The 18,914-nt window shown below is 44.2% G+C and carries 17 protein-coding genes; 6 read left to right on the top strand and 11 right to left on the bottom strand.

The genetic code is table 11. From position 1 onward, the window contains the following. Nucleotides 1–31: 31 nt before the first annotated feature. Entirely contained in the window at nucleotides 32–1,405 is a 1,374-nt protein-coding gene (gene hisS, locus LZG73_RS05205) for a histidine--tRNA ligase (RefSeq protein WP_233846671.1), read from the bottom strand. A gap of 230 nt (nucleotides 1,406–1,635) precedes the next feature. Here hisS and LZG73_RS05200 point away from each other — a divergent pair, with 230 nt between their 5' ends. Beyond that, entirely contained in the window at nucleotides 1,636–1,785 is a 150-nt protein-coding gene (locus LZG73_RS05200; protein WP_233846670.1) for a hypothetical protein, read from the top strand. 27 nt (nucleotides 1,786–1,812) lie between these two features. Here LZG73_RS05200 and LZG73_RS05195 read toward each other — a convergent pair whose 3' ends face one another. After that, nucleotides 1,813–2,196 (bottom strand): hypothetical protein, encoded by a 384-nt coding sequence (locus LZG73_RS05195; protein WP_233846669.1) that lies wholly within the window; start codon nucleotides 2,194–2,196, stop codon nucleotides 1,813–1,815. A 57-nt stretch (nucleotides 2,197–2,253) separates the two neighbouring features. Here LZG73_RS05195 and LZG73_RS05190 point away from each other — a divergent pair, with 57 nt between their 5' ends. Then, nucleotides 2,254–3,027, top strand: coding sequence for a class I SAM-dependent methyltransferase (locus tag LZG73_RS05190; RefSeq protein ID WP_233846667.1), 774 nt, complete (start codon nucleotides 2,254–2,256; stop codon nucleotides 3,025–3,027). Between the two features lie 79 nt (nucleotides 3,028–3,106). Here LZG73_RS05190 and LZG73_RS05185 read toward each other — a convergent pair whose 3' ends face one another. The 5 genes from LZG73_RS05185 to LZG73_RS05165 form a co-directional block, all read right to left on the bottom strand. Then, nucleotides 3,107–4,117 carry a glycosyltransferase family 2 protein gene (locus LZG73_RS05185; RefSeq protein WP_233846665.1) on the bottom strand — a complete coding sequence of 337 codons (1,011 nt, stop codon included), beginning with the start codon at nucleotides 4,115–4,117 and terminating at the stop codon, nucleotides 3,107–3,109. Between the two features lie 126 nt (nucleotides 4,118–4,243). Next, nucleotides 4,244–5,539, bottom strand: coding sequence for a glutamate-1-semialdehyde 2,1-aminomutase (hemL, locus tag LZG73_RS05180; protein ID WP_233846663.1), 1,296 nt, complete (start codon nucleotides 5,537–5,539; stop codon nucleotides 4,244–4,246). Between the two features lie 12 nt (nucleotides 5,540–5,551). After that, on the bottom strand, nucleotides 5,552–7,264 hold the full coding sequence (locus tag LZG73_RS05175) for an ABC transporter substrate-binding protein (RefSeq protein ID WP_233846662.1): 1,713 nt from the start codon (nucleotides 7,262–7,264) through the stop codon (nucleotides 5,552–5,554). 119 nt (nucleotides 7,265–7,383) lie between these two features. Then, nucleotides 7,384–9,210, bottom strand: a complete 1,827-nt coding sequence (yidC, locus tag LZG73_RS05170) for a membrane protein insertase YidC (protein ID WP_233846661.1) — start codon at nucleotides 9,208–9,210, stop codon at nucleotides 7,384–7,386. Between the two features lie 84 nt (nucleotides 9,211–9,294). Then, a complete protein-coding gene (locus LZG73_RS05165) occupies nucleotides 9,295–10,959 on the bottom strand; it encodes a CTP synthase (protein ID WP_233846660.1) in 1,665 nt (554 codons plus the stop codon). Nucleotides 10,960–11,138: 179 nt separating this feature from the next. Here LZG73_RS05165 and LZG73_RS05160 point away from each other — a divergent pair, with 179 nt between their 5' ends. Beyond that, on the top strand, nucleotides 11,139–12,044 hold the full coding sequence (locus LZG73_RS05160; protein ID WP_233846659.1) for a PIG-L deacetylase family protein: 906 nt from the start codon (nucleotides 11,139–11,141) through the stop codon (nucleotides 12,042–12,044). A gap of 130 nt (nucleotides 12,045–12,174) precedes the next feature. Here LZG73_RS05160 and nspC read toward each other — a convergent pair whose 3' ends face one another. Next, complete coding sequence (gene nspC, locus LZG73_RS05155) at nucleotides 12,175–13,332, bottom strand: carboxynorspermidine decarboxylase (RefSeq protein WP_233846658.1); 1,158 nt, start codon at nucleotides 13,330–13,332, stop codon at nucleotides 12,175–12,177. A 122-nt stretch (nucleotides 13,333–13,454) separates the two neighbouring features. On the opposite strand from nspC, the gene LZG73_RS05150 reads away from it, so the two are divergent. The 3 genes from LZG73_RS05150 to LZG73_RS05140 all read left to right on the top strand — a co-directional run bounded on the left by LZG73_RS05150 (nucleotide 13,455) and on the right by LZG73_RS05140 (nucleotide 15,651). After that, nucleotides 13,455–14,042: a 3'-5' exonuclease gene (locus LZG73_RS05150; protein WP_233846657.1), complete on the top strand. Its 588-nt coding sequence runs from the start codon at nucleotides 13,455–13,457 to the stop codon at nucleotides 14,040–14,042. Then, nucleotides 14,039–14,920, top strand: a complete 882-nt coding sequence (locus LZG73_RS05145; protein ID WP_233846655.1) for a bestrophin family protein — start codon at nucleotides 14,039–14,041, stop codon at nucleotides 14,918–14,920. Before LZG73_RS05150 ends, LZG73_RS05145 begins: the two co-directional genes overlap by 4 nt. Nucleotides 14,921–15,237: 317 nt before the next feature. Next, on the top strand, nucleotides 15,238–15,651 hold the full coding sequence (locus LZG73_RS05140; RefSeq protein WP_233846654.1) for a hypothetical protein: 414 nt from the start codon (nucleotides 15,238–15,240) through the stop codon (nucleotides 15,649–15,651). Nucleotides 15,652–15,702: 51 nt separating this feature from the next. Here the strand turns inward: LZG73_RS05140 and LZG73_RS05135 are convergent, their stop codons facing one another. The 3 genes from LZG73_RS05135 to LZG73_RS05125 all read right to left on the bottom strand — a co-directional run bounded on the left by LZG73_RS05135 (nucleotide 15,703) and on the right by LZG73_RS05125 (nucleotide 18,737). Beyond that, nucleotides 15,703–16,323, bottom strand: a complete 621-nt coding sequence (locus LZG73_RS05135) for a DUF6134 family protein (RefSeq protein ID WP_233846653.1) — start codon at nucleotides 16,321–16,323, stop codon at nucleotides 15,703–15,705. A 194-nt stretch (nucleotides 16,324–16,517) separates the two neighbouring features. Then, the gene (locus LZG73_RS05130; protein WP_233846652.1) at nucleotides 16,518–17,153 is read right to left on the bottom strand and encodes a hypothetical protein; all 636 of its coding nucleotides are present in this window, start codon (nucleotides 17,151–17,153) and stop codon (nucleotides 16,518–16,520) included. A 75-nt stretch (nucleotides 17,154–17,228) separates the two neighbouring features. After that, nucleotides 17,229–18,737 (bottom strand): serine hydrolase, encoded by a 1,509-nt coding sequence (locus tag LZG73_RS05125; RefSeq protein ID WP_233846651.1) that lies wholly within the window; start codon nucleotides 18,735–18,737, stop codon nucleotides 17,229–17,231. Nucleotides 18,738–18,914: the final 177 nt, after the last annotated feature.

The following is an 18,914-nucleotide window of genomic DNA, read 5'->3' as shown; positions in this document are numbered from 1 at the left end:
GTACGTGACGGTTTTTGTCCGTAATGTTAGTTTAGTTATTGTATTCCTGGGCAATTGTCTGAATAATATCAGTTGCATTCAATTTTTGCTGCTCGCCCGTTTTCATGTTTTTCAATGTAAGCAGCCCCGATTGCATTTCTTCCGATCCAATGAGGATCACGTAAGGAATATTTTTGCGATCCGCATAGTCAAGCTGCTTTTTAAGCTTTACAGCATCGGGGTAAATTTCAGCATTAATGCCGGCTTCTCGCAATTTTGGCAAAACAGAAAGTCCAAAGCGAAATGCGTCCCGGTCGAAGTTGGAAATCATCGCTTTTGTCGCCGTTTTCTGATTTTCAGGAAATAGGTTAAGCTCTTCCATCACATCATAAATGCGATCCACTCCCAGCGAAATGCCCACGCCCGAGATTCCTGGAACACCGAATGTGCCCGTGAGATTGTCGTAACGCCCGCCGCCGGAAATGCTGCCAATTTGAACATTGTTAGCTTTTACCTCGAAAATCGCACCTGTGTAATACGAGAGTCCGCGCGCGAGCGTGACGTCAAATTGTATCTTGGGATTTTCAAGACCGAGCACATTTACCAAATCCCAAACTTCCTCCAACTCCTGAACGCCTTTCATTGCAATTTCCGAAGAACCCAACCAGCTTTTCAATGCTGCAAACGGATCTGTGCCCTCCGACAAGCTGAAAACGGGGTCGAGTTGTGCGACACTTTCGCTTGAAAAACCGCGTTCGAGCAGTTCTTCAACGACTTTATCTTTTCCTATTTTATCCAATTTATCAATGGCCACACAAAGCGGCCCTTCCATTCCGTGCGCGCCGATCAGATCCGCAATTCCGGTCAGGATTTTGCGGTTATTGATCTTAACTGTAAAGTCTGTAATGCCCAATGCAGGCAAAATTTCATGCAGCAGCATCACAATTTCCGCTTCACAAAGCAAGGAATCGGTGCCTACAACGTCTGCATCACACTGGTAAAATTCTCTGTAACGGCCTTTTTGCGGACGGTCTGCCCGCCATACGGGTTGAATTTGATATCGCTTGAAAGGCATCACCAATGTGCCGCGGTTCATTACGACATAACGCGCAAAAGGCACTGTAAGATCGTAGCGAAGCCCTTTCTCAGCTATTTTGGAAGTGAGCGGTTTGTAACCTTCCTGCCAATCACTGTCGGCAAGCTTGCCACTGAAATCTCCTGAATTTAATATTTTGAATAGAAGCTGATCGCCTTCATCTCCGTATTTGCCCATTAACACCGAAAGATTCTCAAAAGCAGGCGTTTCCAGAGGCAAAAATCCATATCGTTGGAATGAGCGGCGAATGGTGTCAAAAATAAAAGTGCGTTTTGCCATTTGTTCGGGACCGAAGTCACGCGTTCCGCGGGCAAGGGATGGTTTACTCATTGATTTTATGCTGTAAAAAATACACCGACGAGCCAATTTGGCACGATGTGCCGGCAAGCAAAGTTACCGGCAATCATGAGTCAATTGGTGTCAGTATTGTAATAAATTCGGCTTGTAGGCCAATTTAACCGTAAAGTTAGGGCAGGTTAGGCAATATTTGTAAGTAATGTCTGCATTATTTACACGAAAATGATTAATTTTGCGGCTCTTTCACAAAACAATATTTTACAATGGGAGTTACGGAATTGAAACGTAAAAGTCGCAGAAATAAGGCAGTAGCTAATAATCGTACTGCGAAAATCAAAGATCTTTTACGCAAGCCAGAAGTACGCAATGTCGATGTAGAGGCGATAAAGGCTCAGTTTGAAGCTAATAAATAAGTTTAGCATCTACGAAAAGAAATTCAACTAGTCCCTGTCAATCTGTTTGGTAGGGCTTTTTGTTTTTTTGTCAGACTTGGTTTTTCCGGACGACTTAATGTTGATTTTCCGAGTCAGCTGTCGCATACTGCGCCTCGTTTCCCGCCTTACATCCAATAAAATGCGAAAACGGAGCGCCTCACCGAACATGATCAGTCCACCGTTAATGAGCGCGAGACTATATAATCCCAACACAACCCAAACCTGCGTAGGCTCCCCGATCCGACGCTGATGCGCCGCTTCGCTAAGCACTGTAAGGCCAAAGCTGAAAATCAACAGACCGCATGGAGCTAAAATCATCCATTTGGTGCGTGTGGACATTCGCTTGATAAGCCTTCTGCCTGGTGGTTTTGGATCAATGGATGGAATCATTTAGTGTTTTTTCCGGGATATATTCCTAAAATTATTAATTTTTAGTCAATTGATTTAATGAAAGCGATCATTAGTTTAGTTTTAAGATATATTCCTCGACCATATCTTCAGTTAATTGGCCATTGGGTCGCGCGCTTTCTCAGCATCTTTTATATTGGAAATAAAGTTGAATGTCCTGTGTGTGAAAGCCGTTACAGGAAATTCCTCCCCTATGGCCGTAATGTTTCGAGCCGTGAAAATGCGTTGTGCCCGAGCTGCCTCGCGCTGGAAAGACACCGATTAATGGGACTTTATTTGAGAAAAAAGACCAACTTCTTCACTGCCAATCACAAAGTGCTGCACGTGGCGCCGGAATATTGCTTTATCGATCGCTTCGAGCAAATGAAAAACCTCGATTACATTACGGCCGACATTGAATCGCCATTGGCAAAGGTGAAGATGGACATTCATTCTATTCCGTTTCCTGCAAATACATTCGACGTCGCTTTTTGCAACCACGTGATGGAGCATGTGGACGATTATATATTGGCAATGAGTGAGTTACACCGCGTTTTAAAACCGGGCGGATGGGCGCTGATCCAGTCTCCGCAGGATATGAAATATGAAGTGACATATGAAGATGCAACAATCACGGACCCAAAAGAAAGGGAAAAGTATTTTCTACAAAACGACCATTTGAGGCTGTTTGGAAGGAATTACGGCCGGGAATTGGAGAAAGGCGGTTTTACAGTGAAGGAAGATCGCTTTGTGATGGATGAGCTGACCAAAGAAGAAGTTGCCCGCTACGCACTTCCGGGAGAAGAAATTGTTTATTTCTGTCAGAAACTGTAATCTAGTTCTTAAAACTACTCAATCAATTTTCTTTAATTGCCCCGGGCTTAAGCCCGGGGCAATTAAAGAAAATTGATTTTTATGATGGATATTCAATGGTCGCGCCGGTTTCTCGGTGCGATTTTTTTTCGAAAAGCCTTTTCCAGCCTTCTTCCATAAAGCCAATTCCATAGCCGAAAAGCTGGACAAATGCGGCTCCAATGCCTAGGAATGCTACTTCAACGCTTTTTGTTTGCCTTAATGCGTCAATGAAAAGCAGGGAAATGTATGTGCCCAGACCGATCAAACCGAGAAAGAAGAAAGGTTTGAAAATGAAAAACCAAAAGGGAATGCTGCAAACGGCTAATGTGAAAAGCAGTGGAAATGTGTGAACCAATTTCAGCTCGTCCGGATAAAATCGCGCAATGTTGATGCGGGCGCGGCCGAAGAATTTGAGCTGTCTGAAAAATGGAATAAACTTGGTCCTGCGCTTGTGGTAAATGAATGCTCCCGGAATCAATGCAGATCGAAAACCAAGCCTTAATGCGCCAATGCTGAACAGAATGTCCTCACCCATCCGGCTTGTCAGGAAACCACCTGTTTTTTCCCAAACCTGCCTTGAAAGCCCCATATTGAAGCTTCTCGGGTGGAAAGTGCCACCCATATTATTCTTTTTGCCCCGGATTCCTCCCGTTGTAAAAACGGAAGTCATCGAATAGCTGATTGCTTTTTGAATAGGCGTAAAAGACGGATGGTCCGTGTCCGGGCCACCATATAAATCGACATAGTCCGTATTTAATTTCTGCTCAACTACAGCCAGATAATTCGGCTCAACTAATGCATCTGAATCCAGGAGAATGAAATAATCGCCAGACGCGCGTTCGAAACCGTGGTTTCTGGCAAAGCCCTGACCGCCGTTTTCCTTGAAAAAATACTTGATATCCAGCTTATTCTGAAAAGATTTAACCACATTATCTGCCTTGATCTTCGATCCGTCTTCGACGATAATCACTTCAAAATGCTTCAAAGTTTGCCTAACGAGACATTCCAGCAACTCCTGCAACTCGTCGGGACGGTTGTAGACAGGGATGATGATGGAGTAGAGGCGCATTTAATTTTGAATGAATGACCGGGTCGCCGGGCGATGATTGAATGATTGAATGATTGATCGGGTCGCCTGGCGATGACTGAATGTTGGCTGTGTGGATATTTGAATGAGTGAATGAATGAATTAGTGTTATAAACTTAGGATTTGTTTTAGTGATTCTTCGTTGGCGGTGAGTATCTTTTGTATGTGCTTGTCTTCCAGCGCTGTGGAAAGAAACATGCTTTCGAATTGGGATGGGCCCATATATATGCCCCGGTCGAGCATGGCGTGGAAATATTTTCCGAATAATGGCAGATCCGATGCTTTGGCGGACGGAAAATCTGTCACGGGTTGCTCTGTAAAAAACAAGGTGTACATGGAGCCGATTTGGTTCAATGTGTAGTTCAAGCCAAGCTTTTGCATTGAATTTCTGAAACCGTTTGCCAGCTTGCTGCCCGACTCTTCCAGTTGTGTGTAAACTTCCGGATGGTCGTTGAGATAATGAAGCATTGTCAAGCCTGCCGCCATAGCGATTGGATTACCGGATAATGTGCCGGCCTGATAAACCGGCCCTGCCGGTGAAACCTTGTTCATAATGTCCGCTCTGCCTCCATAGGCTCCAACAGGCATTCCTCCACCTATTATTTTTCCTAACGTCGTTAGATCTGGGGTAATATTGAATCTTTCCTGTGCTCCGCCTTTGGCCAAACGAAAACCGGTCATCACTTCGTCCAGAATCAAAACGATTCCTTCTTCGTCACAGATCTTGCGTAATCCCTGCAAAAAACCATCTTCCGGCAACACACAGCCCATATTTCCTACAACGGGTTCAAGGATCAATGCTGCAATGGCATTTTTATTGGCATCAACAAGCGTCTGAACAGCTTGCAGATCATTGAAAGGGGCGGTTAATGTGTCGTTTGCAACGCCTTTGGTTACGCCTGGACTGTCTGGGGTGCCGAATGTGACTGCACCGCTTCCGGCCGCGATCAAAAAGCTGTCTCCATGACCATGGTAACACCCTTCAAATTTAATGATCTTGTCTCTTCCGGTAAATCCGCGCGCAACGCGGATTGCTGACATGGTCGCTTCGGTTCCAGAATTTACCATCCGAACCTTTTCAATGGATGGCACCATACTCACGATCAATTCCGCCATTTCTACTTCTCTTCGCGTGGGCGCGCCGAAAGAAAATGAATGCTGAATGGCATCGGCAACTGCCTTTTGAATTAACTCATTGGCATGGCCCAAAATCATCGGGCCCCATGAATTGATCAGCTCAATGTATTCATTATCGTCCTCATCATATACATAAGGCCCCTTTGCGGATTTGATAAAAACCGGTGACCCTCCTACTGCTCTGAATGCCCTTACCGGAGAATTAACGCCGCCAGGAATGAAATGCTGCGCTTTTTCGAAAAGTGCTCTACTCGTTGAAATGTTCATTTGAAAATATTTTTACCTGTCAACCGGCGTCCATTTGGAACCATTGTATTTCAAAACAGGTGTTATTTGGTTCTCGTTGGACTTTGTGAAATTGAATCCCGACAATAAATATTCCTCCTCACCCAGCCTTGCCGACTGCATTCCGTCGCGCAATCTGTCTTTGTATTTGTACATCATGCGGGCAAAATACATCAATTGATCATAACCCTGATAGGAATAAACCGAAGGAAATGTGCTCGTTTTGTTCCAATAATTCTTTTGAAACTCACGAATGCTTTCTTTCTCACGATCAACAGGGTCTGTGTCAATCAGATACAAACGTGATCCAAAACGCCCCAGTCGCGATTGCTGCAGGTTGAAACTAGTGGAAGTGGCGATAACAGGCGTTGTTGTCAGTTTCCGGTCGGTTAGCATGTCCATGATCATCGGGCCGGTCGATCCGTTGGAAGAGAAAAGTGCTACGTGCGACGGTTTAGCCGTTTCGAAGGTGGACACATTGGTTTCGAGCCATTCACGGTCAGGTTGAATTTTGACCATTTCCAAAACCTTCCCACTCTTGCCTTTCCATTCGTTGGCGTAGGCAAAAGCCATGGCTGAATCCTTGGGCGTGGTGCCGTAATAAATAGCGATGGACAAGCCCATTGCCTGCGTTTTCATCCATTGTGCCGCTTTCTGCATTTGAAATGCAATGGATGGGTGCGCAAGATAAATGTTTGAGCCTGCTTTTAAAAGATTTCCATCCGTTGAAAGCGGGTTCAGCATGACCGCATTGGAATTGGTGATATAATTGGCAGTAACATCAAAAGTGCCCGGATAAAGCGGCCCGATCACCATGTCGGACTGTTGAAAATTCTTGTTGTCAACGATGGCTTCCATCGTTTTTGCGTCTGCGCTCATATCATAAGCCCAGAGATTTACAGTGATGCCTTCTGTCGCAAGTTGCTCTTTTGCCATTGTCAGACCAAGATAATAGTCATAGGCAAACTGATTCGAGCGGCGTTTACCAGTGCTGAATTCGTCCAATCGGAAAGGAAGCAAAACGGAAACATCCATGTAACCCTTCGTCCATTGGCTTTCGGATTTTGGAATGCTGCGCTTTGGCTTTTCCTCCGCCGAGGCGACTTTCTCTTTTTTGCTGAATTTAAATTGCCGTTGCAATTGATCCGCAATTTGCAAATCGGTCTGCGTGGAACTTGGCGAACTTTCTATAAAATGAACGAGCGTCAACGCGATATCGCGATCGTTCGGATATTGCCTTTGCAATTCCCGAAGTTTGGCCAAATCGGTGATTGCGTCCAAATGATGCTGTTTTAATGCAAGAATGTCTTTCGCAAGCGACGAATCTTTAATCTTAGTGAGATAGTCGAGGCCATCATTCAGCTGGCCGCTTTCCAAGGCAATAGCACCAAGTAAATATTGCGCTTCCGCGATTCGGTTCCAGCCCGGATAACGGCTTTGCAATTGCAATAACATTTGCTTGCTTTCCTTGTAACGCTTCAACTGATAAGCCGAAAGCGCATAATAATAATGCGCGTAAGGAGAAAAAGGCGTCTTCGTGTTTACACTCGTCAAAGGCGAAAGCTTCTCCATTGCGGCTGCATAACGTGCCTGTTTGTAATCACTCAATGCTGATTTATATCTTCCTTCGGCTTGCGCATTGCTCTGGGCAAAGGCTGCATTGCCCAAACCGGCCAGGAAAAACATCAATACAATAATAACTTTCATCGGAACAGTGGGTGACAATTGAGTATGGCGGACAAATTACGAAATCCGGTTGAAGAGAAAAAAACGGGCAACATTCCCGGTTGGAAACATTGCCCTGTATATACGATATAATGATTCTTTTATTTCTTTTTCGAGCGTTTCTCCAAATCAGCCTGCTTCTTTTTAGCCTCTTCTGCTGCTTGGAGCGACTGTTCCAGATATTTCTGGAACTTGGTCTGCTTCTTCTCTCCGGTTGCGTTTTTCTTCCTGTTCTCTTCCAGTATGTTCCTGATCTTGTCTTCATTCACAAATCTTTTGATCAAAAGCTGCTGTGCAATTGTGACAACATTTGAAACAAAATAGTAGAATGTCAAACCTGCCGGAAACGAGTTCAAGACAAACATAAACATCAAAGGCATGATATAACCCAGCACTTTCATATTCACAGGTCCCGGCTGCGTCGGTGTAATCTGATTGTTATAATAAGCATACCCGATGCTTGAAGCAGTCATCAGCACCGTGAAAAGACTGATGTGATTCCCTACGCCGAAAGGAACGGTGAACGGCAGTTTGATGAATGAATCGTAAGTGGAAAGGTCACTCGCCCACAGGAAAGATTGCTGTCGCAGCTCAATCAAATTGGGAAAAAGGAAAAACAGTGAGAACAAGATCGGCATCGTTGCGAGCACAGGAATACAACCGCTCAACGGACTTACGCCCACTTCCTGATACAGCTTCATTTGATCCTGCTGCTGTTTCGCCATATCGTCCGGGTTCTGGCTGCGGATTTGTTCCAGCTCGGGAGCCAGCAAACGCATCTTCGCCATGCTGATGTACGATTTGTAGGTCAGCGGCGTAAGAATTGTTTTCACAAAAAGAACCAGCAAAATGATCAGAAGGCCATAGTTGCTGACAAATGTTTCAAGAAAGTTGAAAAGCGGAACAAGAAAAAACTTGTTGATCGGCTTCAAGAAGGCATAACCCAGGTAAACATTCTGATCAAAATTTTCAGCGTGAACCTTGTCAACGAGGTGATAATCATTCGGACCGAGAAAGAACTGGTAATTAGCCTCCCCTTTCTGAACCGCGGACATTGGAATGCCTGCCGAAACATGCATGGATTTTACAACCGTAGAGTCGGCAGGATTAACATCTGCACGAAGCGCGACATTATCAAACGGATGTTTTTCTGCGATTAAGCCTGCGAGAAAATATTTATGCTTAATGGTGAACCACTTAACGGGCTCAACAGCCTTTTCTTCTTCCACTACTGTTGCACTCGTCGCAAGGCTTTTCAGACCATCTGTATAATAATTGATCGTCACAACCTCGCGGTTTTTGTGCATATCGTTTTCCAATTGCAGCAGATCATTGTTCCAATCCAGCTGAACGAGCTCATCGGGAGATCCTTTTGCATTGGATTTAATGCCATAATCGATTACATAACCAGATCCATGAACGACATAAGTCTGTTCTACGAATTGATTATTTTTAAGATTAACCTTATATGTAATGATGGTCGAATCTTTCTCTCCCAGCGCCTGATTTTTGGACGCAGTCGTAAAAAACTGGTCTGTTAGCCGCACATCTCCCGTTTGTGTAGGAAAATTGATTCGGAAATTGTTATGATTTTCAGCAATCAAATAGAGGGGCTTTTGATCAAAAGTCTTGTATTTTTTCAACATCACTTCTTTCAACACACCACCCTTGTTGGTAAAAACAACCCGCGTATCTTTTGTTTCAATAACCAGATCTTCGGCAGTAACGAGGGCAACCGCATTCGAATCGTTAGTCGAAGTGCGTAAATCAGTTGTATCCGGGGCTGTTGATGAAGAAACAGATGCTTTTGAGGGAACTTGTTTTACTTGCGCCACAGGTGTCGGTTCCACAGGTTTCGGAACCAGAATCTGGTAGCCAATCAGCATTAGCATGATTAGTACTAAGCCGATGATAAAATTTTTATCCATTATTTACTTAAAATGATTGAAATAGTTTACCCGTTTCGGGACGGCAAAGGTAATAAGTTTTTTCCTTATCGGCCTTTTTTGTGATCAGTGGATTGATGTGTTAAGGGAACCGACAGACCTCTTTTCGAGCGAATAAGCGAGTGCTGCACTCACAAAATTCACAAATATCGGATGTGGGTTCATCACCGTGCTCTTCAATTCCGGGTGGAACTGCACACCAATATAGAACGGGTGTCCGGGAAGCTCAACCATTTCCACAAGATTGTTATCAGGGTTGATGCCGGTTGCGATAAGTCCTTTATCTTCGAAATCTTTCAGATATTTGCTATTGAACTCATAACGATGGCGGTGACGCTCGCTAATGTTGGTTTTGCCATAAATTTTGCTAGCCAGCGAGTCCTTCTTGATGCGGCAAGGATATGCTCCCAAACGCATTGTGCCGCCTTTATTGGAAACATCTTTCTGGTCTTTCATCAAGTGAATCACCGGATGATCGGTCGAAGCGTCCATCTCAACAGAATGCGCGCCTTCCCAGCCAATGACGTTACGAGCATACTCAATAACAGCCATTTGCATGCCCAAACAAATCCCAAAGAAAGGAATGTTGTTCTCGCGAACATATTGAATCGCCGCGATCTTTCCTTCGATTCCTCTTTCCCCAAAACCAGGCGCTACCAAAACGCCATCCAGATGTTCAAGCTTTTCTACCGTGTTTTCAGCAGTCAGGCTTTCGGAATGAATCCATTCAATGTTCACCTTGCATTCATTCGCTGCTCCGGCATGAATAAATGATTCGACGATGGATTTGTAAGCGTCGTGCAATTCAACATATTTCCCCACTAAACCGATCCTGATTGAATCAACCGGGTTTTTATAGCGAGACAAAAACGTTTTCCATGAGTCAAGATCAACATCTTTGTCATTATAAATGTCGAGCATATACAACGCACGCTGATCAAGCCTTTCTTTTAGCATTAGCAAGGGAACGGCATAAATCGTGTCCGCATCCATGGCCTCGATCACCGAATTAACCTGAACATTACAGAAAAGCGCGATCTTTTTGCGAATGTCATAAGGAAGCGGATGCTCTGTGCGGCAAACCAAAATGTCCGGTTGAATTCCTGACTCCTGCAACATTCTAACCGAGTGCTGTGTCGGTTTGGTTTTCAACTCACCCGCAGAATTCAAATATGGGATTAGGGTCAAATGGATGACAAGCGTGTCATGCTCCTCCATTTCAAACTTAACCTGACGAACCGCTTCAAGGAATGGAAGCGATTCAATATCACCCACGCAACCACCAATTTCAGTAATAACAATGTCGTAATCGCCCGTTTGGCCCAAAAGAAGCATGTTTCTTTTCAGCTCGTCTGTAATGTGCGGGATAACCTGAACGGTTTTTCCAAGAAAATCGCCCCGGCGTTCAGCAGTAATAACATTGTGATAAACACGGCCAGTTGTGACGTTGTTGGCCTGGGAGGTGCGAACATTTAAAAAACGTTCGTAATGTCCCAAATCGAGATCCGTTTCAGCACCATCATCCGTCACGTAACACTCGCCGTGCTCGTAAGGATTCATTGTGCCTGGGTCAATATTCAGATATGGATCGAATTTTTGAATCGTGACGGAAAGCCCTCTGGCTTGCAGTAACTTAGCTAATGATGAGGCAATGATTCCTTTGCCAAGTGAAGATGTAACACCGCCCGTAACGAAAATGTACTTCGCGGTCTTTCGTGCTTTGGAAGCCATAAGACGTTGCTTTTTTTCTATGATTACGGGATGCAAAGATACAGGAATATTACAAGAATTGTAGCAGGTGCAATTTTATATTTGACCGCCGTGCATTAAGCAGTTGTTAATCTGGCAGGTTAGCCCGTGGAAAATTTTTAATCACTATTTTGCGGCATACTAAACCTTAATTTATTCGAATGATGAAGAAATTTCTATTTCTGCCGTTTCTGCTGCTGTTGGACGCCACAGGTTTTGCCCAAAACAATGCAGATGCTTCCAAAACCCCATTAAAAATTATCGTTTTCGGCGCCCATCCCGACGATTGTGACCTTGGAGCAGGAGGCGTTGCTTCTATTTATTCGTCGATGGGCCACAAAGTCAAATTTGTTTCGCTTACCAATGGCGACGCGGGACACCAGGACATTGGCGGCGGCGAGCTGGCAAGGCGCAGACTGAACGAAACAAAAGAAGTTGCCAGAAGACTGGGGATTGAATATGACGTGCTTGACAACCACGACGGCGAGCTTTTTCCAACGCTTGAAAATCGTCTCGCGGTGATCAGGAAGATTCGTGAATGGAACGCTGATGTGGTGATTGCACCGCGAACCAACGATTATCACCCGGATCACCGCAACACAGGCGTTGTCGTGCAGGATGCTTCTTACCTCGTGATCGTGCCCAACATCCTTAGCAGTGTGCCGCCATTGGTCAAAAATCCCGTTTTTCTCTATTTCCGGGACCGCTTTCAGCGACCTAACCCATTCCGCCCAGACATTGCAATTGACATTACAGAAGCAATTACTAAAAAAGTGCATGGATTGGACGCCCACGTCTCCCAATTTTACGAGTGGTTGCCATGGACAAGCCAGGATCTTGCTAAGGTGCCAAAAGGCGCTGAAGAGAGAAAAAAATGGTTGCTGGCTGCGACGGAAAAGCGCTCTTCCATCACCCCCGAGATTAAGCTGACTGTGGAAAAATGGTATGGAAAAGAACAGGCTGAGAAGGTAAAATTTGTAGAAGTTTTCGAAATTACAGAATACGGAAAGCAGCCATCGCCAGAAGAAATCCGAAGACTTTTCCCTATGCTGCCAAAAGCAAATTAGGTGAAAAAGGAGAAGTCAACGACTAATAAATTGCTTTCAAAAACAGCGAAACCACCAACTATAATATATAACTATTGATAGATGGCGGTTTCAACTTTTGATCAAAAAATAGGTAAAATATTCCTGTTTACTACGATAACCGATCCTTGAAACTCTCGTAACCAAAAGATTTGACAAGCTTAAAATCGCCATCCATTTGCGCTAAACCAATGGAAGGTAAGTTAACGCCGTTAAATGTCGACGTTTTTACCATTGTGTAGTGGATCATGTCCTCAAATATGATTTTATCACCAGCTTCAAGTGGTTTGTCAAAAGAATAGTCTCCCATGAAATCTCCGGCGAGACAGGTCATTCCACCCATGCGGTAAGTTGGTTTTCCGACAATGGGCTCGTGATAAGAATTGCTTATTACTGGCTTATAAGGCATCTCCAAAGTGTCGGGCATATGGGCTGCAAATGATGTGTCCAATATTGCCACATCAATCCCCTGGCTGTCCATCACATCCAGGACGGTGGTGACCAAAACACCGGTTCGCCAGGCAATCGCTGAACCTGGTTCTAGTATAACTTCGAGATTATATTTTTCCCTTATGCTAATCACTAATTTGATTAGCTTCTCAATGTCATAACCTTCCCTAGTCATCAAATGCCCACCACCCATGTTCAGCCATTTAGCCTGGTGCAACAATTCACCAAAACGAGCTTCCAATGCTTCCAATGTTCGCTCCAATGTGTCGGACCCGTTCTCGCACAATGTATGAAAGTGAATTCCGTCAATTCCCTCGGGCAATGTATCAGGCATTTTGTCGCGCGTGATGCCCAGCCTCGAACCCGGAACGCATGGGTTATACATGTCGGTCGCAACCTCTGAGTATTGCGGATTCACACGGATTCCGCATGAGAGCGCATGCGTGGGATCGGCGATCTTAAATGCTTCCACCCTATTTTTGAACCGTTCCCATTGGTTAAGCGAGTTAAATGTAATGTGGCTGCTTCGCTCCATGATCTCGTCAAATTCCTGATCGAGGTAAGCCGGCATGTATGTGTGCGCCTGGTAACCCATGAAATCGTTGATCAGCTTCACTTCATTGAGCGAGCTGGCCGTGGCGCCAGTCAGATATTCCTTGACGATGGGAAACGCACTGAACATGGAAAAACCTTTGAGCGCAAGAATGATTTTGCAGCCCGCAGCCTGCTGCACCGAATCAATCAGGGTCAGGTTCTTGCGCAAAAGCACTTCGTCCAGCACGAAACAGGGCGACGGTATTTGATTGTAATCGATGGGCATTTTCTATAAATGAATAATGAATGGATCAGCTAAAATGTAATGATTGTCTATTTTCGTACACAAAAGTATAAGTTTGAGTTTCATATCACGTCCAAATTTCCACCACCGTCTTAAATCCTCCTATGGCATTCCTAGTGTTAGATATTGAAATGACCGGCCCGGAACCGGGATGGAACGAGATTATCCAGATCGGTGCAGAGTTGTTTGACGACAATTGGCGTTCTCTTGGCACCTATTTACAGAATGTCTATCCTGAGAACGAAGAGGCCTTTTCTATCAAATCCGAAGAAGTGCACGGGCTTTCAATGGATGATCTGGAAGATGCACCGATGATTTATGACGTTCTGCCTGAGTTTGAAAAGTGGATCAAAAAGTTGAATGTGGGCAAGCCAAATCTTTCCAACGTCATCATTTGCGGACAGAGCGTTATCAACGACATTAACTTTCTGCGACACGCTTACCGGAGCGAAAAGATAACGTGGGGCTTCTCCAACAAGCTCATAGATTTGCACACAGTGTCTTATTTATTTTTTCAAATCCTGGAACGCAATGGCAAGACGGTCCCGCGCTCGCTTAGTCTGGGATCTGTGGCCAGTTATTTCGGTTTTGAACGTGAAGAGGAAACGCATAATGCGTTGGAAGACGCTCGACTAACGGCAAAGTGCTTTATTGAATTCTTTAAACTAATTGACAAAGTTAAACTGATATGATTGATTACAATCCGAAAGAGTGGTTTCGATATATCTTCTATTTTCAAAAAGGCGATACAGTCCGCAAACTAAGCCCATTGATCGTAACGATTGCGGTTTACTCGACGGCTGTTGCCTACTTTTTGCTTATTCATCTGAAACTAAAAGACAACACCGACCTGAAAAACATCTCACTTATGCATTCGCTGCTTGGGTTTGTGATTTCAATGTTGCTCGTTTTCAGGACCAACACTGCATATGACCGCTGGTGGGAAGGCCGAAAACAATGGGGTTCACTGATGAACAGCAGCCGCAATCTTGCATTAAAACTGAATGCGCTGCTTGGTGACGAGCATGATTTGGAAAGAAAATTCTTCCTGAAAATGATTCCCAATTATGCTTTTGCGCTTAAAAACCACTTGCGCAGCGGCTATCGTTCCGAGGAGTTTGATGACTCAGATCTGTTCAGCAAGACACAATTACGAATTCTTGATCACATTCCCAATCAGATTGCCTCCGCGATCTTTAGTAAAGTGATTGCTTTACAAAAGAGCGGCGCTTTACTTCCCGAACACGTCATTTTGCTAAACCATGAGATAGAATCATTTACTAACATTTGCGGTGCTTGTGAACGGATTAAAAACACACCTATCCCACTCTCTTACAGCTCGTTCATCAAAAAATTCATTTTCATTTATTGCCTTACGCTTCCTATTGGTTACGTGTTCAGCCTGCATTTTCTTGTTGTGCCGTTTGTGATGTTTGTGTTTTATATTCTGGCGAGCCTTGAAGTGATTGCGGAAGAAATTGAGGATCCGTTTGGAGAAGACAGCAACGATTTGCCAATGGAGCGCATTTGCAGCGGCATTAAAACTTCCGCTTATGCGCTGCTTCACTAACCCAAGTATTAGGACGAGATGAGAAACTTCTAAGAATTTGATTAAAATTTAAAATATTTTTTGAAATGAGGTTCGTGTAAGCGCAAACATGATTTTCGAAAATTCATAAACAAAATCGAAAACCGGCTTTGGCTTTTAATGCATTTCTTACGTGTTAACAATTTTCTGATACTTTTCGCCTAATAATTGCTCCCGGATTAGCTAAAATGCCATTTCCCTTAGAAAATCCACCTCGAATTTACAGTCGAAAAAGTTGTTAAATTCATGCAATCCCCACAATCGGGAGGCATTATCAGTACAGCTAAACGACTATAATTATGAGTAAGAAAGCTTTTTTGTCTACAATCCTATTTGCAGCGACCTCGCTGATATACAATTCGAATGCGCAGTCAATCGTCGATCCGGGCGTTTCAGTTCACAATTATAAACATCCGAACAAAGCAGCGCAGGCCAAAGCGAAGCGGACGAATACGGTTGCAGTTTACAATCTGAAAACGATTGAATCTTACAGCAAGCAGCAGCATCGTTATGCAAGCAGCACGCCGAAATACGCGCCAAGGCCGGTGACACTTGTTGTTACCAAGAAATACAATGTTGAGGGGATCGAAATCAACCCGTTGCTGTCTCCAAGGAATTACAAAACTCCGACGAACATGGGAAGCAATAACAAGTCGCAGGTTGCCGACATTTATGACAGCACGAGTAAATCAGTTTACCCGACGGTTGATTAAAACAAGCCGAAATAAAACAAAAATCCCGGTCTTACGATCGGGATTTTTGTTTTATAAGCCTGATATGTTTTTATTCTCGTTTAAAACGATTCGGAGTTTGAACCCTGCAAGGTCGGTTTTCACTTCCCGACAAAGGCCGTTTTTATAAGAATAAATTCCCTGCTTTCCATCCGGAAGCGCAACGCCATATTTTCCTTCCGAAATTTTCTTGACCGCACACATTTTGCCGTAACGCTCCGAGTAAACCTCGGTAATGTTAATGGGCTCCTTGTAATATAAACTTGTGATCGTGCTGCTAATCGGCTTGTTCACAATCATTTTCGGCTTGTCTTTTGAATCTTCCCCAGAGAATGAAACTTCATAGGTCGACTTCGCGGCACTTTTAGTCAGCGTTTTTTCTTTTAAATCACCATTCACATGGTGCGCGCACGTGGCAGAAACAAGTTTACCGTCCGAGTAACTGGTTTCGGTCGAATATTTGCCTTTGTAAAACATGACTTTGAAGTCAGATTCTATCCGGTGCTGTTCTGTGTTATCTTTTCCTTTGTCGTCAAATACTCTCAAAGATCCGATTGTGCGGCCTGCAACGATTACGTCGTAGACATTCTGCGCTTGCGAAACTGCGGAGGAGAACATTAATATGCCGAAAACCAAAAATTCTTTAACCTTCATATTTCCTCTTTTGAGTCTGGAATAGCACGTAGTTAATATAACTCTAAACTATTGTTCCTATTGCCCATAAGCAAGGTAATCAGCGATATGACTCTGAAAACGACTCATCACTTTGCCACTCCTTTCGCAAGATGGGGATTATTGAAGCACAATTCCCAACTTGCGGTCAACTAATTTCCGGGGAAGCTTTGACATTAAAATTTGCCGAATTTCAGCGTCAGATTGTATGTCACATTGCTCAGGTCAGCGTCTGTCAGCCCATTGCCTTTGGCTCCGAAAGCTTGTCTGTAAGAAACACCCGGACTAAAACGCATCCACTTTAACAAGTTAAATTCAACTTGTACACCAGGCTCCATCAGAAAGAAAAAATTTGGGTCCTCGTCATCAAAATCATCGCCGTCAAAATCCCAATCTTCAACTTCCCTGCGGTCATATTGTAAAGTGAATCCGGTTCCGGTTAACAAATTAAAATTGAAATGAACCCATTTTGTGGACGCAACGACATATTCCGTCATTAAACCCACCTGCCCATATTGATAAGTCATTTTTCTGCCTGGAAACGTTTGGTTTTCAATAGGAACCGGAATGTGATTGGTCGTAGCAGCAGCTCCAAGTCCGATCATAAACCTGCGATTGACAAACCAGCCGCCATAAATGCCGGGCATGTTGGCATAGCTCCCGTTTATCTTTGTAAACTTATTGGAAATGGCCGCATAACCACCAGAACGATGAATGCCCGAACCTTTAAAAATCGTTTCATTATCCTGTGCAATTGTTCGTGACGCGGAAAGGCCTACCAAGCAAATTGTAAGTAATAGTATATTTTTCATGATTGCTAAATTGTTTTCCTTTCAGACAATTCAGATAATCACATCCCCTATTCCGCATTGAAATTATTTGCCTGACTATTTGGGCAATGAGAAATCGAGTTGCTGGATAAGCGCCGGGTTTTCAGGCGATAGTGTAAAATAAACGCGGACGTCACCATTGGTTCCTTTCAGCAGAAATGTGCCTCGTAGTTGGTTTTCAGCGACCATTTCCGTTGATCCGGTGATGTTTCCGGTTGATGCCAAAACAGCATCCAGTTCCTTTTTGCGATGGCTAACGGATCGGTCCGGGAAGAAGTTTTCGGCAAAAATACCGCTTGCTTCTGCACCTTTCCAATCAGGCAAAAGCTTTACAATCTGTTCTTTTCTTTGTTTTAAATTCGGCGAAACGGTTACGGGAAGTGGCTTTAAACCGGCAAGAGAAATGATTGTGTCAAGCACTGCCGTGTTGATCGTCGACATGCCTGCGTAGGTCCGGTTCGCGTGGGCCAGGATGCCAATGCCATATTCAGGCAAGATTTGCCATTGACTGCCAAAACCGGGCAGCCCGCCCGTGTGACCCACACCTGTGCGACCTTCGCAATCGCGGCTCCAACGCAGGCCATAACCGTAACCAGATGTCATCGCACACGGGCGACCGCTTGGATATTTGTATTTAGCATTCAATCCGCTGAAATTCCAGGGCATTTGCATTTCCCTGACGTCACTTCGCAGAACAGGACCACGCTCAGGTGCATTGCCCGACGGCCAGGCAGACAAGTGAAACAGCACATATTTACTAAAATCATCAATGGAGGTGATCAAACCACCCATTGCTCCGTAGGTGCCGTCATGTTCCAATTCCTCCTCTTTCCAAACCTCATCTTCAAAGCGATAACCGTGTGCAAGCAGGTTTTTTGGCGCCTTAGTATATTCCCAAATCGTGCTTTTCATGCCCAGCGGTTTGAAAATAACTTCATTAATATATTGCTGATAAGGCTTTCCGGACACATTGCTAATGATTTTCCCAAGCATGGCAAAACCCAGATTGCTATATTCATAAGTAACGCCCGGCACATTGGAGAACGAAATGCCTTTTTTGATCAATGCGATCAAGTCGTCGTCATTGGTGTCCAATTGTCTGTCTCCCCATGGATTATCCTCCGGGAAACCCGCCATATGCGTCATCAAATGTCTCACTGTGATTGGCGGCGCGTCCTGTGTCAGTGAAGGCATTGACTTCAACTCTGGAATATATAGGTAAGCCGGATCGTCCAATTTCAGTTTTCCTTCTTTTCGCAATGCAAGAATGGCCATCGCCGTCACACTCTTCGACATAGAAGCGATCCTGAACAGCGAGCCTGCGGAAGCTTTGGTTTTGTTGGCAATTTCTGAAAATCCGGTTGCGCCAGATAACACGAGTTCTCCGTCCGCAACAATGCCGAAAGCCAGGGCGGGAAAATGGTTTTTCTCAGCATAATCATTGTACATTTTTTCAACGACAGGCAATGTCGCTTTGATTCGGGCGGTGCGTTCGGTTTTTGTTTCCTGAGCAAAAGTGCTTGTAAGAAGTGATAGACTTAGGAGTGAAGTAAGGATTATCCGCATTAATGTAATGATTTAATGATGGGTGAAAGGTGAATTTACAAAATGGCTGCGGCTATTTTTCTACTGCGTTCGCCGAAAATGCCATTTCTTACTTTTGTACAACACATACTTTTTAATATTATTTAAAAAGTACAAGAACGGTGAATTAAAATGTGTCATAAACCGTTATTTTTGCAT

The organism is Dyadobacter sp. CY326, from assembly GCF_021390515.1.
In the GTDB taxonomy this organism is placed as follows: domain Bacteria; phylum Bacteroidota; class Bacteroidia; order Cytophagales; family Spirosomataceae; genus Dyadobacter.
The sequence above is the reverse complement of the archived record's forward strand: the minus strand, read 5'-3'. Positions and strand labels throughout refer to the sequence as shown.